An 18,935-nucleotide genomic window follows, 5' to 3' on the forward strand; every position below is an offset into this window, starting at 1 on the left:
GGTATTTTTAAATGAGCTTCTCTCGAGCTCCATAGTCCGTAATTACCACTGAATCAAAAGCGGCAGCGTTTGCACCTCGCTCAGGTAGAGAAGGAAGCTCTTCTTCATCAGAAGGGCGCTTCGGAATGTTGCGCTCTTGCTTATCCATTTCTTGAGCGTCTTCAGTCCATTGGTCTTCCCAATCATCCTGACTTTCAATTTCGCGAGCTTCCCAATCTTCTGGGCAATCTGCGCAGGCTAGTCCGGCTTCAGTCATGATCCAAATTTGATCGATCATGTGGCGGTCGTGAATGTTGCGAACATTGTCGATGTCATGCACCACCTTCTTAGAAGAGTGTGAAAGGTAAACGCTGTACCCCACTGGGAGGTAAAGAACCACGTCTACTTCCTGGGCACGGTACTTATCGCCTTTAGCAATCTGAATGTACTCGTCGATGATTAGACGGTTCCCTTCAGATACCACGTCGATTTCGATGTTTCGTGCCAGCTCCTCGGCTTGGTCGTCAGAAGCGCCTTGCGACTTTCGCACGATTTCGATGTAGGGTTGCTCTCTTGTACGCGTCTGACGCACGTCGAACTCAACCGCTTTCACAACAATCTTGTCACCATCAATGCCCCATCTAGAGTGTGATTTGATGTCAAAGTTTTGATCAGCAGTAATTACTTCGATGGCAGTTTCTTTATCGAACTGAGTGAGGGAATATCCATTCCTCACCGTTTCATGAGAATCGAAGTCGCGAGCTGTGGCGAATCCAAGTACCATCCACATTACGAGACCAACAAAGCTGGTGACACCGGCAATGGATATGATCATCTTGTTGTGCATGCGGTAGTTGAAGAGGATTCTTCCACCTAGTACTACGAGGCCAACAAGCGGGAAAATCACGGTGAGCGTCGATGCAATCCACACATAACTAACTCCATATCCTGTAGGGAGGATGAGCGAAAGATACTGAGTGGCTTCAGACAACCCCATGTTTGCCCCGTTGATGTCTACACCATATCCAACTACCGCTGAGAACATTACTACGAGGAAAATCACACCTCCGAAGAGAAGGGCCACGCCGATTATTTTGAAAACAACTCGGAAGATGGAACCAATCACTGAGATGATGGCATCTACAATGTCTTCGATGGTTTTGCCAATTCGCTTGCCACCTTTGCGGATTCTTTCATCCTTGCCGATGTTCTCCATGGCTTTACCCACTCCGCGAAGCTCTTCCTTTACCGATTTTTCGATATTAGAAATATTGATTCGTTCGCCTCGCATTTGAAGCTTTTGAGCGGTGGTTTTCGCCTCAGGAACTACAATCCATAAGATGATGTAAAGCCAGAAACCAGCACTAGCACCGATGAGTGTAAGTGCGATAAAGGCCAAACGGAACCAAATGGGATCTGTGCCGAAGTAGTGCGCTAGACCTGCAGCTACACCACCGAGGATGTTATCGTCGCTGTCGCGGTAAAGTCGCTTTGGACCAGCATACTCTCGGTCGAAGGTGCTTGAGGTAGACTTGGATTGCGTTTCTTCCTCTTCAGCTTCGGCGTAATCTTCGGGCTGGCCCATAATTTCGATGACAGCGTCAACGTCGGCCATGCTTACAACCTCGCGTTTTCCATCCATGCGAGAGTTGAAGATCTCGGCGATTCTCGCTTCGATGTCCATGAGGATTTCATCGCCGCCATCCTGGCTTTGGAATTGGGCTTTGAGTTTTCTCAGGTAGGATGTGAGTCGTTCGTAGGCCTCCTCATCCATGTGGAAGATGATTCCTGCTAGATTTATGTTGATTGTCTTATTCATGACTCAGAGTTCTTGGCTGTGGTTACTTTGACTGCTTTGACGAGTTCGTCCCATGTGATTTGAAGTTCATCCAGGAACTTAGATCCTTCGTCGGTAATGCTGTAGTATTTTCTCGGTGGTCCGCTTTTACTCTCTTCCCAGCGATAGGAGAGGAGTTCGGCATTCTTCAAACGAGTTAGGAGTGGGTAGAGGGTGCCTTCTACAACAATCATCTTTCCCTCTTTGAGTGTGTCGATGATGTCGGAAGCGTAGGCATCCTTCTGCTTCAAGGTTGCCAGGATACACATCTCTAGCACACCCTTCCGCATTTGGGCTTTTGTATTCTCAATTTTCATGATTCATCTTTCTGTTACGGTGAATGAACCGTAGAGTGTCACGTAAACCAATCCGTCGTCATCTCCAGAGATGAGAACATGCAATTCGTCTACTTCTTCATTTAATTCTTCTACCCAAAGGGTCACCTGACCGTCATCTTCCTTCACGGCTAAGATTTGCTCCATGCCCGCATTGTACAGCACGTTCACAATCTGATGATAAAGGCTTGATAGGTTGTTGTTCTCCTCAGAGACAATTGAAACTTTGGTTTTGTGAGCCTCGCCCTGGATGAGTACTCCGGCATCTTCTAAATCGAAGTCACCGTCAATAACATCATCCAAGGATTGGTTCATCGAAAGGCTTAGGCTTCCACTTTCCTCTGAAAGGCGATCGTGGATTCTGTCACCTACTTGTCCCGAGGCAACCCAGGAAAAGGCACTGATGAGCAGAAGTGTGATGGTTGATTTCATGGTGTTTTTGTTTTTGTTGATGGTTCAAAGATATAAAAGATATGGTACTATGTAATACAAAGTACCTAGAAAAAGATAGTACCATTTCATGAGGTAGTACTGTATGCCTCATGAAATCTCAGAAAAATGAATTTCTGTACTTAGAGTTGAACCGTTATATTTTTTCCGGAAAGGATGCTGTGAAAGAAGTAGGAGGTAGGTTTTCCATCTTCAACTTTCACCTGAGTGATGGCTGTTGTCTGTACACCAGGACGATACATGCAAATGTTGATTTCATTTGCGCCGTCGCCACCGTTAAAATGGAAGTCGAGGATTTGCTCCGAAGTCGGGTCTGCATGCTCTGCAAGCCACTCTTGAAACCAGAGAGCTCTCATGCTCTGCATGGGCGGCGAGTAAAGTGGGGCAGACTGAAAGATATGCGGTTGAGAAGGGTCGAATCGCTCTACCCAGAGTTCGCTTGCATCCCATGAGTATCGCGTCACTTCGTCTTTCGAGAAGATGAAAACTGAGAATGGCTCTAGTCCTTCGGCGTCCTTTTTAGTAAGTCCAACGGGTATTTGTTCCAACGCTATTGCGGGTAAAAGCCCACGACTATGCCTGTAGGGAATATGGCGTTCGTGCGGTTCATATGCGCCGTTTAGGACACAGATGACATATTCTCCATCCGTGAGCATCCATGTTCCGTCTCCATCTGGATCCTTCGGGTAAAGCCAATTTTTCTCTTCAACTCGAAAGGGAAATACAGGCGCTCCACGTAAGGGAGATTCATCGCGGTTTTGGGTAACTGTGAATCCAGTATTACTCGGCAGGAACGTCAGAGTGCACATTTTCTACTACTTCATCTTTAACCTTGCTAAATGGTCTCACAATCAATCGGATTCCCTTGTCATAAGAGAAGTAGGATGACGACCAGTTCACCAAGGCAACAATTCTATTTCGGAATCCCACGAGTTCCATGAGGTGTACAAACATCCAAACGAGCCATGCGAAAAAGCCCGAGAAATGCAGTCCGGCAACGTCTACTACCGCTTTATTTCGGCCTATAGTTGCCATGCTTCCTTTGTCAAAATAGGAAAAGGATTTCAGCGGTGCGCCTCGTTTTGTCCGCAGCAAGTTCTTAGCCAGAAGCTTGCCTTGCTGAACCGCCGCTGGTGCGACCATTGGGTGTCCGTTAGGATGGCTTCCTTGTTTCATTAGGGCAACATCACCAATGGCATAAACGGATTTCATGCCTTCCACACGACTGTGTTCATCAACAAGTATCCTACCTCTTTCAACCGAGCTTTCTGGAATTCCTTCGATGGTAACCCCACGCACTCCGGCTGCCCAAATAAGTGTGGAGGCGGGAAGCTCGCGATTTTCGGTGATCACTGTTTTACCATCGTAATCCTTGACAAGTGTCTTGGTCCAAACTTGCACGTCTAGTTTTTCAAGTCCTTTTTGTGCCTGTTCTCCTGACTTATCGCTCATTCCATTGAGTAGTCGAGGTGCTGCTTCCAGAAGGTGAATGGTCATCCTACGAAAGTCGAGATCGGGATAATCTTGAGGTAGGACATGCAGTTTTAGTTCTCCGATGGCTCCGGCGAGTTCTACGCCTGTCGGACCACCGCCGACAATCACATAGTTCATCAGTCGCTCACGCTGTTTTAAGTCATCTGTGAGCAGCGATGCTTCGAAGTTTTGTAGGATGAGTGAGCGGAGATCAAGCGCTTCTGGCAGGCTCTTCATCGGCATGCTATACTTCTCAATGTTCGCATTTCCGAAGTAATTCGTGGTGCTCCCGGTGGCAATAATGAGGTGATCGAATCGAACTGGACCGTGATCTGTTATGAGCTCGCCTTTCTCTTCGTCGATAGATTCAGCCTTGGCCACCCTAAAGTAGAAGTCGCGTTTCTTGTGGAAGATCTTTCTGAGCGGATACGCAATGCTATCGGGTTCTAATCCGGAGGTGGCAACTTGATAGAGAAGAGGCTGAAAAGTGTGGTAGTTGTGTTTATCTATCAGCACAACTTGAAAATCGCGAGATGAAATTTGCTTCGCTAATTGCAGCCCTCCAAAGCCACCACCAACAATTATGACGCGATCCTTTTTCGATTCGGGGATATTGAGTGATGACATTTACTGAGCGTTTAGGTAGCGTTCGCGAAGTATGTTCGCATGATGACGAGTGTGCCCCGCAATGATAAATGCGAGGCTTCGAACGGTGAATTCGGCATTATTGGCTACGACACGGTTCGTGAGCTTTTCTTCATTTACATGATCGAAGAATAGGACCGTATTCTGTCGTTGAATTCGGAACCACTGTATGATATCGCTCACCGTCTCATCTACAGGTGGATTGTTTACCACCCATGCGTTGTGGTCGAACCCCGGCAATTCATCTACAGCGCCGCGAGCGGCCCACAGTGCACGGTTCACAAATACGTTTTCAGAATCAATTAAATGAAGCAAAACCTGCGCAACACTCCACTTGCCCTCCGCGTATCGATAATCCGAAATGGCCACGTTGGTTTCATGGTGGCGAAACATTTTCACGAGTTCGGCTCCGGTATCAACAAGCGCGTGACGGAAGTCTACCTCGGGAACAAGTTCAATGTAGTTCTTGTAGAAGTCGGCGTATTCGTCTGCCTTTGGTTTCATAGGTGTGTTTTATGTGTTTCACGTTGGTAGGTTTCATCATCCCAATCTTCTGCAATAGCCTTTTGATTGATTTCGGCCTCATTCTGAAAATGGGGTACATCGCTTTCGCGAATGGTCACTTCACCAGAGCAATAGGTGCATCTAGAAACCCAATAGGATTTAACTGGAATGATGGGAATGAAAAAGACGGAGAACCACTCGCGAACTTTCAAAAGTATTCGGAAGTGCTTCTGGTGGCAATAGGGACAGTGTTGTTCGTTGAGAGGACCGTGATCCGAATGCGTTTTTTGCCCGATGCCGAAAAGGAATATCATCTTTATTCGTAAGCTTCAACTAACGGTGATAGGAAAGAGAATCTTCTGCGAACAGCACCAACCATCGAGTCGAGATAGAGTTGCGAACTCTGTTCATCATCTTCATATTCAAAATGAAACTCTAGCCGGATCTCATAAATATTGCGTGTTCCATCTACCTCCAAGAGCCAAATACTATCCAGCTTCATGGTCGCACCGTTGTTTATCTCGCTGACATAAATACGTTGTAAGGCCTTCAGTCCATCGTAGAATTCGGAGGTCTGAGTTTCGTGGATATCATTTACTTCTTGCTTGAAATCTGATTTAGCATCTCGGCTAAGTGGCTGTCTTTCAATAAGTAGATGATATTCTTCTAGTGAGATGAAGAGGGAGTCGCTAATCGCATAGCTCGTTGTAACGCTAGTAACAATCTCATCTGTGAGTTCTTCTAACGTCCTTGTCTGCGCCCACCCCAAAAAGGGAAGTGTAAGCATAAACAAAAGGAGCCAATGTCGTTGGTTTGACATACCAAACGAAGATACAACATCAACCCTAATAAAGCGCAAAAAAAGAAGGCCTTCGTATGGGAACGAAAAGGCCTTCAGAGGAACAATGAAACACCAATGAGTCTTAGAAATATCGCGAATACTTCGTTTTGAAGCGATATAGGATTTCGTTGATAGCAAGGCTTACATTTTGGTTCATAGCAGATGATGCGTAGCCATAGTTGAACCTGCGTACCTTGTGTACGTTTTCTATACGGTGGTAGATGTCGTGAATGAGAAGTCTCCTTTCAATTGGGTCATCTACAAGTACTAAATCTGTGGAAAGTTCGTCCACCACTTGCTTGGCAATTCTGTGGACCGGTTTAGATTCTTGGACGCCTCCCATAATTCTCTTGAAGACGTTATTCCGAATCTGTTTTGAGTCAGGTCTGATGAGCAACATAATTCAGTTCGTTGGGTTGGGTTGGTTGTGTATCCGTGTAGGAATGCACCTACAAGTATACGCATTTGAACTGAAAATCCAAACAGATTGTAATGTGCTGTTCTGGGAATGAGGGCTTTACATTACCACCCAGCTTCCGCATCTTCAAGCACTTGCTCTTTTTCCTGATACTCTAAATACTCCTGGTAGCAGTTAAGTAGGCTCACGAGAAGATCATAGTCGTTGAGCGTGGAAATGGGCTGATCGCCGTACTTACAGAAGTATGCAAATGCTTCCAACTCCTCTGGTGTAAGTCCCGTAATGGCAATGAGAATCTCACGATTGCTGCCCGACCGAAGTTGCTCGCGGTAGGCATCCTCTTGTTGTAGTCTCCTCAGCTCACGTAACTGCCTTGGTCTACTTCCAAAATACCAATAGAGTAGATCTACGGGAGAGCTGAATCCAGGTTTCACGTTTTCTCCATTGGGATACTCCACATCTTCTGCATCGGGAACATTGGGTTCCTCAAGTTTCATTCTCCTTGGTTTGTTGGTCGTAAGCTTATACGACTCCACGCTAACCTCGTCAATCAAATAGTTCCGGGGTTCCATATCAATAATAGCGATATGTCTATCGTCCGGAATTGAATCGGGAATGACGTAATAGGTGAAGCTGAAAGCGAGGTGAGAGAGTAGAAGTGAGTCGCCCGTCTCAATGTCCATGGAGAAGAATCCTAGGTTATTGGTGAGTACGCTGGTCTCAGTTCTCAAGTTCACAATGTACACTTGCGGAACGGGTTCGCCATTATCTCCGGCTCGTACGAAGCCTTCAAAGACAGGCTGACCTGCACATAGGGTAGTGATTGTGAGCGATATGTAGAGGAGTGCAATCTTCATTTGGTCTTACAAATGAACGAATAATGATTTGTTGTGGTGTGGAATGCGTTTACTTACACGTAACTTTAACGATATTCGCGTTCCCCTAAATTCAATTTAGAGCTAGACTCAAATCAGAGCTTATGTCAGACGATAAGAAAATCATCTTTTCTATGTCGGGAGTCTCCAAGGTTCTCCCACATAACAATAAAACCATCATTAAGGATATTTATCTGAGCTTCTTCTATGGAGCCAAGATTGGTATCATTGGTCTAAACGGTTCCGGTAAATCTACACTCCTCAAGATTATTGCTGGGGTTGAAAAGGAATACCGAGGAGACGTCGTTTTCTCTCAAGGGTACTCCGTTGGATACTTGGAGCAAGAGCCGCAACTCGACGAATCGAAGACCGTTATCGATATCGTTCGCGAGGGTGCCGGCGAAACTATGGAGCTCCTTCAAGAATACAATTCGATTAACGATCAATTCGGACTTCCAGAGGTGTATGAGAATCCAGATAAAATGGAAAAACTCATGGCACGACAGGCCGAGCTGCAGGATCGCATTGATTCAACCAATGCATGGGAAATCGATACGGTGCTGAAGCGCGCGATGGACGCCCTTAATTGTCCAGCCGAGGATACGCCTATTAGCGTGCTTTCTGGAGGTGAACGCAGACGTGTTGCCTTGTGCCGACTTCTTCTTCAGAATCCAGATGTCCTTCTTTTGGACGAACCTACCAACCACTTGGATGCAGAGTCCATTCTCTGGTTGGAGCATCACTTGCAGCAGTATAAAGGGACAGTCATTGCCGTAACGCACGACCGTTATTTCTTGGATAACGTAGCCGGATGGATTCTCGAACTCGATAGAGGTGAGGGAATTCCTTGGAAGGGAAACTATTCGAGTTGGTTGGACCAGAAAACAAAACGACTCGCTCAAGAAGAGAAACAGGCGAGCAAGCGCAGAAAGACTCTCGAACGAGAATTGGAGTGGGTAAGGATGAATCCGAAAGGACGACAAGCCAAAAGTAAAGCCCGCTTGAGTAGTTACGAGAAACTCCTTTCAGAAGAGCAGAAAGAGAAAGAAAGCAAACTCGAAATCTTCATCCCACCAGGCCCACGCCTCGGATCAAACGTGATCGAAGCGAAGGGCGTGAGCAAAGCCTTTGGTGAAAAGCTCCTCTATGAAGATTTGAACTTCTCACTCCCACCAGCAGGAATCGTCGGAATTATTGGTCCGAACGGCGCCGGTAAAACCACCATCTTCAGAATGATTATGGGGCAAGAGCAGCCAGATTCAGGCAGCTTTGAAACTGGGGAGACTGTGAAGATTTCTTATGTGGATCAAACGCATGAGAAGATTCATCCGGAGAAATCGATTTACGAAACGGTTGCCGACGGCCAGGAGCAGTTCGAGATGGGGGGACAGGTTGTGAACTCTCGTGCCTATCTCAGCCGATTCAACTTTGGAGGTGGCGATCAAAGCAAGAAGGTCGGCGTGCTTTCAGGTGGTGAAAGAAACCGACTTCATTTGGCGATGGCCTTAAAGGAAGGTGGAAACGTCCTATTGCTGGATGAGCCTACAAACGACCTCGATGTGAATACGCTTCGAGCTCTGGAAGAAGGCTTGGAGAACTTCGCGGGTTGTGCTGTGATTATTAGTCACGACCGGTGGTTCCTCGACCGTGTGTGTACGCACATACTAGCCTTTGAGGGTGACTCACAGGTGTATTACTTCGAAGGATCGTTCTCGGAGTATGAAGAGAACAAACAGAAGCGACTTGGAACTGGAATCGAACCAACTCGATTTAAGTATAAGAAGTTGTTGAAGGATCAATAATATTTGCGGCCATGGTTTGGAATCATGGCCGTTTTTCTTTCCCAGCGGCGAATCAGAATCGACTATCGACCAAAATATCGCTTGATTTCTTTGTGGACTTTAGCAGGTGACTGCCGAACATCTACGATTGAAATTACATAGATGCTATTGCGGTCGAAGGTGTAGTAAGCAGTTGTCTGCTTTGTAATAACAACTTTCCTGATGCCGAGGAACTCTAAACTTTGAGGAAATGCTAGAGGGTTATTAGCGACCTGATGGAGAACTTTTTTAAACTTGCTTAGGAAGCTCTACTTGGTTCTAAGCGACCAATTTTCTTCCAAGTGAGATAAGAGTAGTTCGAGTTTGAATGCAGCTAGAGGGGAGAGCCTTATCGTCATGAAACCTTCTTCAGGAACTCCTCGAGTTCGATGGACTCGCCATTTTTAATTTGATTCAATCCGATTTCTATTTCCGACTTTTGTTCATCTGAAAGTTCATTCCAGAAGTCGACACCCTTACTTTCAGCCTTAAAAGTGGAATACAGTTTATCCAGCAGCTCCTTGCTATTCGTTTGAAGAATTCCCTTAACAAGTTCCGCTTTGATGCTCTGAATGTCCATTGATTAAAGCTTTAATCAAAGATAATCAAATAGGAAGTTGAGTTCTGATTCTCATAAACTTACTTAACACCTACTTAGCACCTACTTCGTTTTTCCAGCGTACATTGGATGATTATTCGGTGTACGCCTTTTTAGTGGACGATATGAAAGCCTCTCTCAGACTTCTATTTTTCTCGATTTTTTGCCTCGGTATTCTCGGAGCGTGTTTGCAACAATGTCCGATCGTGCCAGAATACACCAAAGTAATAGGGGCGCTGAATTACACCTATTCGATAGATCGAGGTGTCTTGAAGAATGGGGATACCGCGAAGAGCTCATACTTCAGAATGCACGCTCTAGTGGACACCAGACCTTACGGGGCCATTGCAGGTAGTGGCGGATATGCCGCATATGCTGATGAGCCATGTCGTCAAGCAGGGTGGCGAGGAGTAGAAGCAGAGATGGTTTCCTTCAATTTTATTTCCGCCTCACAGATTTTTGATTCAATTCAACCTGGATCGAATATCAACCACCTTTTTGCATTTAAGTCCTCGTACCATGAAGAGATCGACTCAATTCCATTTGAAACATTCACAAGTAGTGATTTACACATTTCGGAGATTTGGATTCAATCCTTCCAAAGAGGGTTGCTACCGAATCCGGATCATCCAGTGACGTTCAATGAGTTCCGATTTAACTTTCGTCCGCAGCGCGGAGAAGTCATTCGATTGGAATTCTACACTGTAGTTGAGATGAGTGGTGATTGGGGGAGCTTCACGAGTGATACCTTGTCGTATTACCTAATTCATTAAACCTATTAAAAAGTGAAAAGGCGTGTCTTTCTGTTTTTGATGTTGATTGGAATTGGCTCAGCTTGCAGCGGAATTTTTGAAAGTTGCCCTCTACCGACGTACGAGTCTGTAAGAATTCGTGGTCATAACTTTTGTTTGTTCGACCAAGGGTGGACTCCACTCGAAACCGGTGATGTGTGTGAGTTTTATCCATTTTCATCAATAAAAAAAGGGAGCCCATTTCTGGACTCCCTTTTCAACTTGGGATGGTTCCCAATACTTCTTTTAATTGTGAACTAGCTTTTGCGTATTCGAGAGCTCTTTTGAGTTTCTCGTCATCAAAGCCGTCACCTCGCGCCACGGAATGAAGTTGATGGCAGCCATGCGGATAGTGTGAACTTCGATGTTTCGAATCCGTGTGTCGAATATCGCTTGTACCTCAGGCTGACTCATGAAGTCATTCAATGCCTCATCTGTTTTCCAGAGGGTCATGAAGTATACTCCGCGAATCGTCCATTTGGTTTGAAGCCCACGATAACCCCGTGAACGGCGAGCGAGTTGTTTGAGTTTCTTGCGCTGAAGTGCGAGTGGTAAAGCGCTTAGTGGATTGCTCCACGTGTTCTTGCTAATAAATGCAATCATCAAGTGTACAAATTAGAGAGAGTTTCGAGTTCTGCAAATTTAGGTTACGGCCCTTATCTAAAGGCACTACTAGTAGTTAAAAGTTATAACGATAACCGTGCCGAAAGGGTTGCTTATTGATTTTCAGTTGCTTCAAGAATGATATTCCTGATCATGCCCTTAAAAATGAAAGCGTGAAAGGGCAAAACTGAGAACCAATAGAGTCTGCCTGCTAGGCCGGTTGGACGAAATGTGGCGACTTGTTCAATCTCCATCCTATCCTTATCTACGTTTCGTAGGTGAAAAGAGAGCCAAGCTTCGCCCGGCAATTTCATTTCTGCAAAGAGCAAGAGTGTTCCTTCTTCCTTATCTGCCTTTATTACCCTCCAAAAATCGAGTGCATCGCCCGCTATCAATTCGGTTTCATCACGTCGGCCACGGCGAAGTCCAACACCACCCACCACTTTGTCTAGCCAACCTCGAAGCCTCCACAGAGCATTTCCATAGTACCAGCCTCGTGATCCTCCAATAGAGAAGACGTTTGTGATGACTTGCTCCTTTTTGTTTGCAGGGAAGGTCATTTTCTTTTCATCAACGAAGCATCCATATTTAGGCACTTCAATAAAATCTGATGTTCGGATATCCTTTGCACCCGCTACACGCGAATCTTTCCAGGAGGATAGAACTAGATTTTGGGCAATCTTCGAAAAGGCCAACTCTATACTTTCCTTGTAGGAGATGAGATCTAGTGGTATGTGTTTTTGAATTTCTGGATTCTTCACAACCACGGGAACCTTCATGCTGTGAACAAGATTTACAGCCAATGGATAGGTGGTACTTGTCATGAAATACAACCTATGTGAACTCAGGTTTGGAGTCATCACCGGAATACTGATAATCACTCGTTTTAGTTTCCGCACAGACGCAAAACCCATGAGCATTTCCTTGTACGAGAGGATATCTGGACCTCCAATTTCGAAACTCTTCCCTCGGGTATCGGGCACGTCAAGCACTCCAATTAAATATTGAATCACATTGCGAATGGCAATGGGTTGGCATTTTGTTTTGAGCCATTTGGGTGCAAGCATGATTGGGAGCTTTTCAACCAAATCGCGAATGATTTCAAAAGACGCGCTGCCAGAGCCTACAATGATACCCGCCTTAAGTTGCGTTACGGGTACTTTGCCTGAGGAGAGAATTTCACCCACAAGCTGACGGCTCTTCAGGTGCTCGGAAAGCTCTTCGGCATTGTCGATTCCCCCTAAGTAAACAACCTGCTGACAGGAGGTTTTGTCGATGTATTGCACAAAGTTTCGAGCGGTGGCCTCTTCAGACTTGCTGAATCCGCTGATGGAAGAACGCATCGAATGTATGAGGAAGTAGGCGGCGTCGAATTCAGTCGGAAAATCAGCCGGTACAGGCTGCTTAAAGTCGTGCTCTAGGATTTCAACTTGTGACTTGGTAGAGTCGGGGAGGGAGAGACGCGATGCATCACGTACTACGCATAGTATGTGGTGACCTTGGTCTAACAAGGCGGGCATCAGCCTTCTACCGATATATCCGTTCGCGCCGGTGAGTAAGATTTTCATTCTGATAATCTAACGCGAAATCTAACAATCAGTTCATATCACCAAGTAGTATGCATGTGAACTAAAATGCTTATTTTTGCATGCAATTTCAGACCAAAATTGCAGCGTTCTATGTCCAATTCCGGTAAAGTGATTGGTGAATATCTCACCTACGACGACGTTCTACTCGTCCCAGCATATTCAGAAGTGCTCCCACGCAATGTGGACATCAGCACGAAGTTTACACGCAACATTGAATTGAAAACTCCGATTGTTTCGGCTGCCATGGATACGGTAACCGAATCAGCGATGGCTATTGCTATTGCTCAAGACGGAGGCATCGGGGTACTTCACAAGAACATGACCATCGAGCAGCAGGCCATGGAAGTGCGCAAGGTGAAGCGCGCAGAATCTGGTATGATCCTCGACCCTGTGACGCTCAACGGTGAAGCTACGGTTCAGGATGCCAAGAACATGATGGCCGAATACAAGATTGGTGGTATTCCTGTAGTTGATGCTTCGCGCAAACTCATCGGTATTATTACCAACCGCGATCTTCGTTTTGAGCGTGACAATTCACGTTTGATCAGCGAAATCATGACCAAGGAAAACCTCATCACCACTTCGGAGAATACTTCTATGGAGGAGGCTGAGGACATTCTTCAACGTCACAAGATTGAGAAGCTGCCCGTGGTTAAAGAGGATGGAACGCTTATCGGACTCATTACCTACCGCGACATCTCCAAAATGAAGATTAAGCCAAATGCATGTAAAGATGGGTTTGGAAGACTTCGCGTTGCTGCGGCTGTTGGTGTAACTCCAGACGTTATCGATCGAGTTTCTGCACTCGTAGAATCTCAGGTTGATGCGGTCATCATCGATACGGCTCACGGACATACTAAAGGGGTGGTTGACGCACTTAAAGCTGTTAAGGAGAAGTTCCCTAATCTCGATGTAGTTGTGGGTAACGTTGCTACAGCAGAGGCCGCCAAGTATCTAGCTGATGCGGGTGCCGATGCAGTTAAAGTAGGTATTGGTCCAGGTTCGATTTGTACAACTCGTGTCGTTGCAGGTGTAGGCGTTCCGCAGCTCAGTGCTGTTATGGAAGTTGCCAAGGCCCTCAAAGGAACCGGTGTGCCAGTTATTGCCGACGGTGGTATCCGTTTTACGGGTGATATCGTTAAAGCCATTGCCGGTGGTGCAGACTGTGTGATGCTTGGGTCACTCCTTGCAGGTACCAAAGAATCTCCAGGTGAAACGATCATCTACGAGGGACGTCGCTTTAAGTCATACCGCGGTATGGGGTCAGTTGAAGCCATGCAGCAAGGTTCAAAAGACCGTTACTTCCAAGATGTTGAGGACGACATCAAGAAACTTGTTCCAGAAGGAATTGTTGGTCGCGTTGCCTACAAAGGCGAAGTGACTGAGATGATGTACCAGTTTATTGGTGGTCTAAGAGCCGGTATGGGATACTGTGGTTCTAAGGATATAGAAACAATTAAGGAAAAAGCTCAATTCGTGAGAATTACATCTGCAGGTGTGGCAGAATCGCACCCACACGATGTGACAATTACACGTGAGGCTCCAAACTACAGCCGTTCATAAAATAGGGTTGTAAAAGATATAATCCCCTGTTGGACGAAAGTTCGGCAGGGGATTTTTTTGTGCGTAGGATTACTACGTACATATCTTTAAGCAAGTTAATCTTGATAATGGCAATGCAGAGAATAGTAGGAAACTCTATGATTCCGACATCTGGCTCTCGAGAGCATCGATCTTCCTATACGCATCCTGGAAAAACTGAAAGCGGCTCTTTTCACCCATTTGGCTGATGAGAGTTGCCTTTCCAACCATGTTCTTAAACCATTGATCGGTCTGATTGGCATACCCTTCATGCGTAGTTTCGAGCATATTGAAGGTATGGTGCCCTAAAAACACAGCCTTACGTTCGATGAGGTCCACCGTAGCTGCATTCGTCGTAAGCTCGATTTCACTGATGTATAAATCGTACTTACCGGGTTTGTCTTGTTCATCCTTGTAACCACGCACCGCTAAATCTTCAATTCCTTTCACAAGCGAACGGATGTCGTTGATTATAGAAAACCCGACTTCAGGCGTTGCGAATAAGCCAGACTCCCAATAGTATTGAACTTGACGAAGCGTGCTGTTTATGGTAGAGTAGGACCACAGTTCTTGGCAATCGACCTTGCAGTACTCCTTGTACACCTTCTCGCATAGTTCGATTATGTGGAGGGGAACAACATCTTCATCCAGTTTTTGCGTCATCAGTTCGCCTACACCCATGATGGAACGCATCCAATAGAAGACCTTGAATTTGGTAAGCATGCCAGCTCTCACGTTGTGGAAGATGGGAATGTCCTGACTGCAGTACTTAATAGAAGCTCCAGGAATCTTAGAGATGATACGAAGGTTATCCAGCAGTCGCTGAAAGTAACGCTCCATGCCTTCGATATCCGCTGTAATAGGCGTATACCCAAAAGATACCATACCTATTGCCTCCTTGGTAAGGCCACCGAGAGAAACATTGTATTTCTCTGATAATATGTAAGATTCCTCTAGGGAAATCGGTGTTTCGCCACGTACTCGACGGTATGCACTATCCATGCTAATGCCTAGTGTATCAGATAGTTCCGTAGCGAGAGAGACATTCGAGGGAAGCACTGCCTTGATCTGACTCAAGAAGGTATCCTGAATGTTTTCGGAATTTTCTTTTCTCATAGTATGCGAAAGATACAATTGATATTTGCAAAATTCGCAAATCAAGAGCTCCCAGTTGCATTTTTCGCAACTGACGACCGTCTTTTTCGCTTTTCTCCTATTTCATTACGGATTTCCGCTACGTAGTTACCGCAGCATGCCGATATATCGTTATGCAGGGCTAATAAACTGCCCTAGGTTTGCCATGTAATCAAAAACAAAGAGCCATGAAACGTATTGCTCTATTTATCGGTTTGACAATGGTATTTTCAACTATGAATGCCCAAGACAACAGTTCAATGCAAGGGAGTACAGAAACTATTGCCGTATTAAGCATGGATTCCCGAGGCATAAACATCGACAACATAGCCATGGGAAACCTGGTGCGTCTGGAATTAGAGAAGACACAGCGCTATGAGGTGATGGACAAGTATGACGTCGCACATGAAATGGAACAGGCAGGTATCGATGCCTCCAAGTGCTTCGGTAAAAATCAGCTCGTAGAGGCTGGGGGAATTCTGAAAGCTCAGAATATGCTCACGGGATCAGTGGAGAAATTTGGAGATAAGATTATCTACACCCTCAGGTTGATTGATGTAGAGGAAGAGAGAATTGAAAAGACTACCGTGATTGAGTTCGTCTTCCAGATTGAAGACATTCAAACTATGACCGAACTCACAATCAAAGACTTGCTAGACATTGAGTACGATCAAATGGCGTACGATATGTTGGCAAATTTCGAACGACCAATTACCAATGATCGCACTTCGTTGAGTCTGGATGGACCTCGATTCGGCGTGCAATTCTTAGAAGGACGTCTAGGTGAGCGAGTTAGCGATAGCCGCGAAAACGGCGGATTGGGAATGGCAGTGCCGATGACCTCAGTATTCGGGTATCAATGGGAAACCCAATATATCAGTCGCGGTGAATTCCAAGCGCTTTTCGAGTTCATTCCTACCATCAATGCGATTGAAACGGGAACGCCATCCTTTAGTCTGACCATTCTCCATGGCATGCGCTACGACGGATGGGAATTGGGCTTCGGTCCGGCCTTTAGAGTCATGAAACTTGGTCAGGGTTACTTCGACGACAACAACAGATGGACCCTCGCAAACGAGGTGCCTGACGGCAGTAACTACGAGTTAGTCACCAACTTCGATGCGCGTGGCGATGTGAAGCTTAACACAGGGTTGATTGTTGCAGTAGGCAAAACATTTCGCAACAGTTATATAAACGTGCCTGTGAACCTGTATTGGTCACCGAGCCCACAGCTTGAATCCAACATTATAGGACTAGTGGTAGGATTCAACATCGCAAACTCTCCAGTTCGCAAAACGCCTAACTAACGAGCCTCATACCAAACCAAGCTCGATTTCTCTCTCTTCACTCGGAATAGTCCCGCTTCGGCGGGACTTTCCTCTTTATAGCGCCCCAGCTTTTATTTCTTCGACAACATCTGGATCGAGTAGAGTGGAGGTGTCACCCAAAGAGGAGGTATCTCCTTCAGCCACCTTTCGAAGAATTCTTCGCATGATTTTCCCCGATCGCGTTTTGGGTAAGCCGCTCACAAACTGAATCTTTTCAGGTTTGGCAATCTTTCCAATTTCTTCAACAACTGTTTCGACGATTTCAGCTCTGAGAATATCTTCATTCTCAACGGCGTCGCGAGTAATCACATAAGCATAGATTCCCTGGCCTTTGATGTCATGCGGATACCCAACCACTGCAGATTCAGCTACCTTTTCATTCGCATTGATGGCATTCTCAATTTCAGCCGTTCCAAAACGGTGTCCAGATACGTTAATCACATCATCCACCCGCCCGATGATTCGGTACATCCCGTTTGCATCTCTCTTGGCTCCGTCACCCGTGAAGTAGTATCCTCCATAATGGCTGAAATACGTTACTCTACATCGTTCATGGTCACCATAAGTCGTTCTCAGAATGCTCGGCCAAGGATGCTTTACGCAGAGGTACCCTTCAACTTCATTCTCTTCAATTACTTTCCCTTCTTGATCGAGCAATACGGGTTGTATTCCCGGTAGCGGGCGGCCGGCGTGAGCAGGTTTCATAGGACTGTGGCTCCCCAATCCAGAAATCATAATGCCCCCAGTTTCGGTTTGCCACCAAGTGTCTACTACTGGACATCTTTCCTTTCCAACGTGAATATAATACCATTGCCAAGCCTCTTCATTTATTGGCTCACCAACGGTTCCAATAACCTTTAGCGAGTCGAGGCTATAGCTAAGAACGTGGTCATCGCCGCAAGCCATAAGGGCACGAATGGCCGTCGGTGCTGTGTAAAATTGGTTTACGCCATACTTGTCACAAACCTGCCAAAATCTTCCTGGATCTGGAAAAGTAGGGACGCCTTCAAACATGAGTGTCGTGGCGCCATTTAGTAATGGTCCGTAGACGATATAGGTATGTCCAGTGATCCAACCAATGTCAGCCGTACACCAGTACACGTCACTTTCCTCATACTGAAAGACGTTCTTAAAGCTGTACCCTGCATAAACCATGTAGCCTCCGCAAGTATGTACGACTCCCTTTGGTTTTCCGGTTGAACCTGAGGTGTAGAGAATGAAGAGCATATCTTCACTGTCCATAGGTTCTGCGGGGCAATCTTTCTCCGCATCCTTTAACTCTTCGTGAAGCCAGAAATCGCGCTTATCAACCATGTTGACAGCCCATTTTGTTCGCTCTGCTACGAGCACTGTCTGTACAGATGGACAATTCTGAAGCGCTTCATCAACAACTCTCTTCACTGGAATTTCTTTTGCACCGCGATAAAGACCATCGCTGGTCAGAACCATCTTAGCTTCTGCGTCATTAATTCTATCGGCTAAGGAGTGAGCGGAGAATCCAGCAAAAACAACAGAGTGCACTGCACCGATTCGCGCACATGCCAAAACGGAGATGGTCAATTCGGGAATCATAGGCATATAGATTGCGATTCGATCCCCTTTTTGAATACCATGCTTTTTGAGAACATTTGCCATTTGGCAGACTTTCTCATGCAATTCACGGTACGTATATCGTATGAATCGCTCTTTTGGGTCATTCGGTTCCCAAATTAGCGCCAGTTTATTTCCGCGCTCTTCCAAGTGTCTGTCTAAACAGTTCTCGGTGATGTTGAGCTTCGCATTCACAAACCACCTTACACTGGGCTCCTTAAAATTCCATTTACAAACCGTATCCCATTTCTTTTGCCATGTAAAGTTCTCTGCGGCAATATCCTCCCAGAATTTATCAGGATTTTCAATCGCTGCTTTTGTAGCGTTTTCGAACTTTTCTGGAGAGTTAATGTGGTAATAGCTCATGTGAGAGTTGTTGGGGTTTGTGGAGGAATAAGGTAAAGTTTTTTCAAAAAAAAAACTCCCTTTGGTCGTAAGTACGCCTTCGGCGAAAATGCTCCTTGCAGTCGCAAGTGCGCCTGCCGGCGCAAAGGCTCCCTGCGGTCGCAAGCTCCTACCGTCGGAAAGGCTATCCTAGAATGTA

At 45.9% G+C, this 18,935-nt stretch carries 19 protein-coding genes; 4 read left to right on the forward strand and 15 right to left on the reverse strand.

Features of this window, described 5'->3' with window-relative positions; translation table 11 throughout:
* Nucleotides 1-7: 7 nt before the first annotated feature.
* From F8C67_RS00325 to F8C67_RS00370, 10 genes are all read right to left on the reverse strand, one after another.
* Complete coding sequence (locus F8C67_RS00325) at nt 8-1,798, reverse strand: PspC domain-containing protein (protein WP_151665789.1); 1,791 nt, start codon at nt 1,796-1,798, stop codon at nt 8-10.
* The gene (locus tag F8C67_RS00330; protein ID WP_151665790.1) at nt 1,795-2,133 is read right to left on the reverse strand and encodes a PadR family transcriptional regulator; all 339 of its coding nucleotides are present in this window, start codon (nt 2,131-2,133) and stop codon (nt 1,795-1,797) included. Before F8C67_RS00330 ends, F8C67_RS00325 begins: the two co-directional genes overlap by 4 nt.
* A gap of 3 nt (nt 2,134-2,136) precedes the next feature.
* Entirely contained in the window at nt 2,137-2,583 is a 447-nt protein-coding gene (locus tag F8C67_RS00335; protein WP_151665791.1) for a DUF4252 domain-containing protein, read from the reverse strand.
* Between the two features lie 140 nt (nt 2,584-2,723).
* Nucleotides 2,724-3,410 carry an NRDE family protein gene (locus F8C67_RS00340; protein ID WP_151665792.1) on the reverse strand — a complete coding sequence of 229 codons (687 nt, stop codon included), beginning with the start codon at nt 3,408-3,410 and terminating at the stop codon, nt 2,724-2,726.
* Nucleotides 3,382-4,701 carry an NAD(P)/FAD-dependent oxidoreductase gene (locus F8C67_RS00345; RefSeq protein ID WP_151665793.1) on the reverse strand — a complete coding sequence of 440 codons (1,320 nt, stop codon included), beginning with the start codon at nt 4,699-4,701 and terminating at the stop codon, nt 3,382-3,384. Before F8C67_RS00345 ends, F8C67_RS00340 begins: the two co-directional genes overlap by 29 nt.
* Nucleotides 4,702-5,223, reverse strand: a complete 522-nt coding sequence (locus F8C67_RS00350; RefSeq protein WP_151665794.1) for a DinB family protein — start codon at nt 5,221-5,223, stop codon at nt 4,702-4,704.
* Nucleotides 5,220-5,537: a zinc ribbon domain-containing protein gene (locus F8C67_RS00355; RefSeq protein ID WP_151665795.1), complete on the reverse strand. Its 318-nt coding sequence runs from the start codon at nt 5,535-5,537 to the stop codon at nt 5,220-5,222. The genes F8C67_RS00350 and F8C67_RS00355 overlap by 4 nt, the downstream gene beginning before the upstream one ends.
* 2 nt (nt 5,538-5,539) lie before the next feature.
* Nucleotides 5,540-6,043 (reverse strand): hypothetical protein, encoded by a 504-nt coding sequence (locus tag F8C67_RS00360; protein ID WP_151665796.1) that lies wholly within the window; start codon nt 6,041-6,043, stop codon nt 5,540-5,542.
* Nucleotides 6,044-6,146: 103 nt separating this feature from the next.
* Nucleotides 6,147-6,464 (reverse strand): hypothetical protein, encoded by a 318-nt coding sequence (locus tag F8C67_RS00365; RefSeq protein ID WP_151665797.1) that lies wholly within the window; start codon nt 6,462-6,464, stop codon nt 6,147-6,149.
* 122 nt (nt 6,465-6,586) lie between these two features.
* Complete coding sequence (locus tag F8C67_RS00370; protein ID WP_151665798.1) at nt 6,587-7,339, reverse strand: hypothetical protein; 753 nt, start codon at nt 7,337-7,339, stop codon at nt 6,587-6,589.
* A gap of 122 nt (nt 7,340-7,461) precedes the next feature.
* On the opposite strand from F8C67_RS00370, the gene ettA reads away from it, so the two are divergent.
* Nucleotides 7,462-9,159, forward strand: a complete 1,698-nt coding sequence (gene ettA, locus F8C67_RS00375) for an energy-dependent translational throttle protein EttA (protein ID WP_151665799.1) — start codon at nt 7,462-7,464, stop codon at nt 9,157-9,159.
* Between the two features lie 373 nt (nt 9,160-9,532).
* Here ettA and F8C67_RS00380 read toward each other — a convergent pair whose 3' ends face one another.
* Nucleotides 9,533-9,757 carry a hypothetical protein gene (locus tag F8C67_RS00380; protein WP_151665800.1) on the reverse strand — a complete coding sequence of 75 codons (225 nt, stop codon included), beginning with the start codon at nt 9,755-9,757 and terminating at the stop codon, nt 9,533-9,535.
* Between the two features lie 224 nt (nt 9,758-9,981).
* Here F8C67_RS00380 and F8C67_RS00385 point away from each other — a divergent pair, with 224 nt between their 5' ends.
* The gene (locus F8C67_RS00385) at nt 9,982-10,548 is read left to right on the forward strand and encodes a hypothetical protein (protein WP_151665801.1); all 567 of its coding nucleotides are present in this window, start codon (nt 9,982-9,984) and stop codon (nt 10,546-10,548) included.
* 264 nt (nt 10,549-10,812) lie between these two features.
* Here the strand turns inward: F8C67_RS00385 and F8C67_RS00390 are convergent, their stop codons facing one another.
* On the reverse strand, nt 10,813-11,169 hold the full coding sequence (locus tag F8C67_RS00390) for a hypothetical protein (RefSeq protein ID WP_151665802.1): 357 nt from the start codon (nt 11,167-11,169) through the stop codon (nt 10,813-10,815).
* Nucleotides 11,170-11,282: 113 nt separating this feature from the next.
* Nucleotides 11,283-12,737, reverse strand: coding sequence for an SDR family oxidoreductase (locus F8C67_RS00395; RefSeq protein ID WP_151665803.1), 1,455 nt, complete (start codon nt 12,735-12,737; stop codon nt 11,283-11,285).
* 111 nt (nt 12,738-12,848) lie between these two features.
* On the opposite strand from F8C67_RS00395, the gene guaB reads away from it, so the two are divergent.
* A complete protein-coding gene (guaB, locus tag F8C67_RS00400; RefSeq protein WP_151665804.1) occupies nt 12,849-14,321 on the forward strand; it encodes an IMP dehydrogenase in 1,473 nt (490 codons plus the stop codon).
* 135 nt (nt 14,322-14,456) lie between these two features.
* On the opposite strand, the gene F8C67_RS00405 is transcribed toward guaB, so the two are convergent.
* The gene (locus F8C67_RS00405) at nt 14,457-15,455 is read right to left on the reverse strand and encodes a helix-turn-helix domain-containing protein (protein WP_151665805.1); all 999 of its coding nucleotides are present in this window, start codon (nt 15,453-15,455) and stop codon (nt 14,457-14,459) included.
* Between the two features lie 206 nt (nt 15,456-15,661).
* Here F8C67_RS00405 and F8C67_RS00410 point away from each other — a divergent pair, with 206 nt between their 5' ends.
* Nucleotides 15,662-16,780: a hypothetical protein gene (locus F8C67_RS00410; RefSeq protein WP_151665806.1), complete on the forward strand. Its 1,119-nt coding sequence runs from the start codon at nt 15,662-15,664 to the stop codon at nt 16,778-16,780.
* 75 nt (nt 16,781-16,855) lie between these two features.
* Here F8C67_RS00410 and acs read toward each other — a convergent pair whose 3' ends face one another.
* Entirely contained in the window at nt 16,856-18,757 is a 1,902-nt protein-coding gene (acs, locus tag F8C67_RS00415; protein WP_151665807.1) for an acetate--CoA ligase, read from the reverse strand.
* Nucleotides 18,758-18,935: the final 178 nt, after the last annotated feature.

The sequence above is a fragment of the Phaeocystidibacter luteus genome, assembly GCF_008933115.1.
GTDB classification, from domain to species: Bacteria; Bacteroidota; Bacteroidia; order Flavobacteriales; family Schleiferiaceae; genus Phaeocystidibacter; species Phaeocystidibacter luteus.

Bases quoted from the DNA above. Each gene is read 5' to 3' on its own strand.
- F8C67_RS00410 (WP_151665806.1), top strand. From the start codon at position 15,662: ATGAAACGTATTGCTCTATTTATCGGTTTGACAATGGTATTTTCAACT.
- F8C67_RS00345 (WP_151665793.1), bottom strand. From the start codon at position 4,701: ATGTCATCACTCAATATCCCCGAATCGAAAAAGGATCGCGTCATAATT.
- F8C67_RS00355 (WP_151665795.1), bottom strand. From the start codon at position 5,537: ATGATATTCCTTTTCGGCATCGGGCAAAAAACGCATTCGGATCACGGT.
- F8C67_RS00395 (WP_151665803.1), bottom strand. From the start codon at position 12,737: ATGAAAATCTTACTCACCGGCGCGAACGGATATATCGGTAGAAGGCTG.
- F8C67_RS00405 (WP_151665805.1), bottom strand. From the start codon at position 15,455: ATGAGAAAAGAAAATTCCGAAAACATTCAGGATACCTTCTTGAGTCAG.
- F8C67_RS00380 (WP_151665800.1), bottom strand. From the start codon at position 9,757: ATGGACATTCAGAGCATCAAAGCGGAACTTGTTAAGGGAATTCTTCAA.
- F8C67_RS00325 (WP_151665789.1), bottom strand. From the start codon at position 1,798: ATGAATAAGACAATCAACATAAATCTAGCAGGAATCATCTTCCACATG.
- F8C67_RS00390 (WP_151665802.1), bottom strand. From the start codon at position 11,169: ATGATTGCATTTATTAGCAAGAACACGTGGAGCAATCCACTAAGCGCT.
- F8C67_RS00360 (WP_151665796.1), bottom strand. From the start codon at position 6,043: ATGTCAAACCAACGACATTGGCTCCTTTTGTTTATGCTTACACTTCCC.
- guaB (WP_151665804.1), top strand. From the start codon at position 12,849: ATGTCCAATTCCGGTAAAGTGATTGGTGAATATCTCACCTACGACGAC.
- F8C67_RS00340 (WP_151665792.1), bottom strand. From the start codon at position 3,410: ATGTGCACTCTGACGTTCCTGCCGAGTAATACTGGATTCACAGTTACC.
- F8C67_RS00365 (WP_151665797.1), bottom strand. From the start codon at position 6,464: ATGTTGCTCATCAGACCTGACTCAAAACAGATTCGGAATAACGTCTTC.
- F8C67_RS00335 (WP_151665791.1), bottom strand. From the start codon at position 2,583: ATGAAATCAACCATCACACTTCTGCTCATCAGTGCCTTTTCCTGGGTT.
- F8C67_RS00350 (WP_151665794.1), bottom strand. From the start codon at position 5,223: ATGAAACCAAAGGCAGACGAATACGCCGACTTCTACAAGAACTACATT.
- acs (WP_151665807.1), bottom strand. From the start codon at position 18,757: ATGAGCTATTACCACATTAACTCTCCAGAAAAGTTCGAAAACGCTACA.
- F8C67_RS00330 (WP_151665790.1), bottom strand. From the start codon at position 2,133: ATGAAAATTGAGAATACAAAAGCCCAAATGCGGAAGGGTGTGCTAGAG.
- F8C67_RS00370 (WP_151665798.1), bottom strand. From the start codon at position 7,339: ATGAAGATTGCACTCCTCTACATATCGCTCACAATCACTACCCTATGT.
- ettA (WP_151665799.1), top strand. From the start codon at position 7,462: ATGTCAGACGATAAGAAAATCATCTTTTCTATGTCGGGAGTCTCCAAG.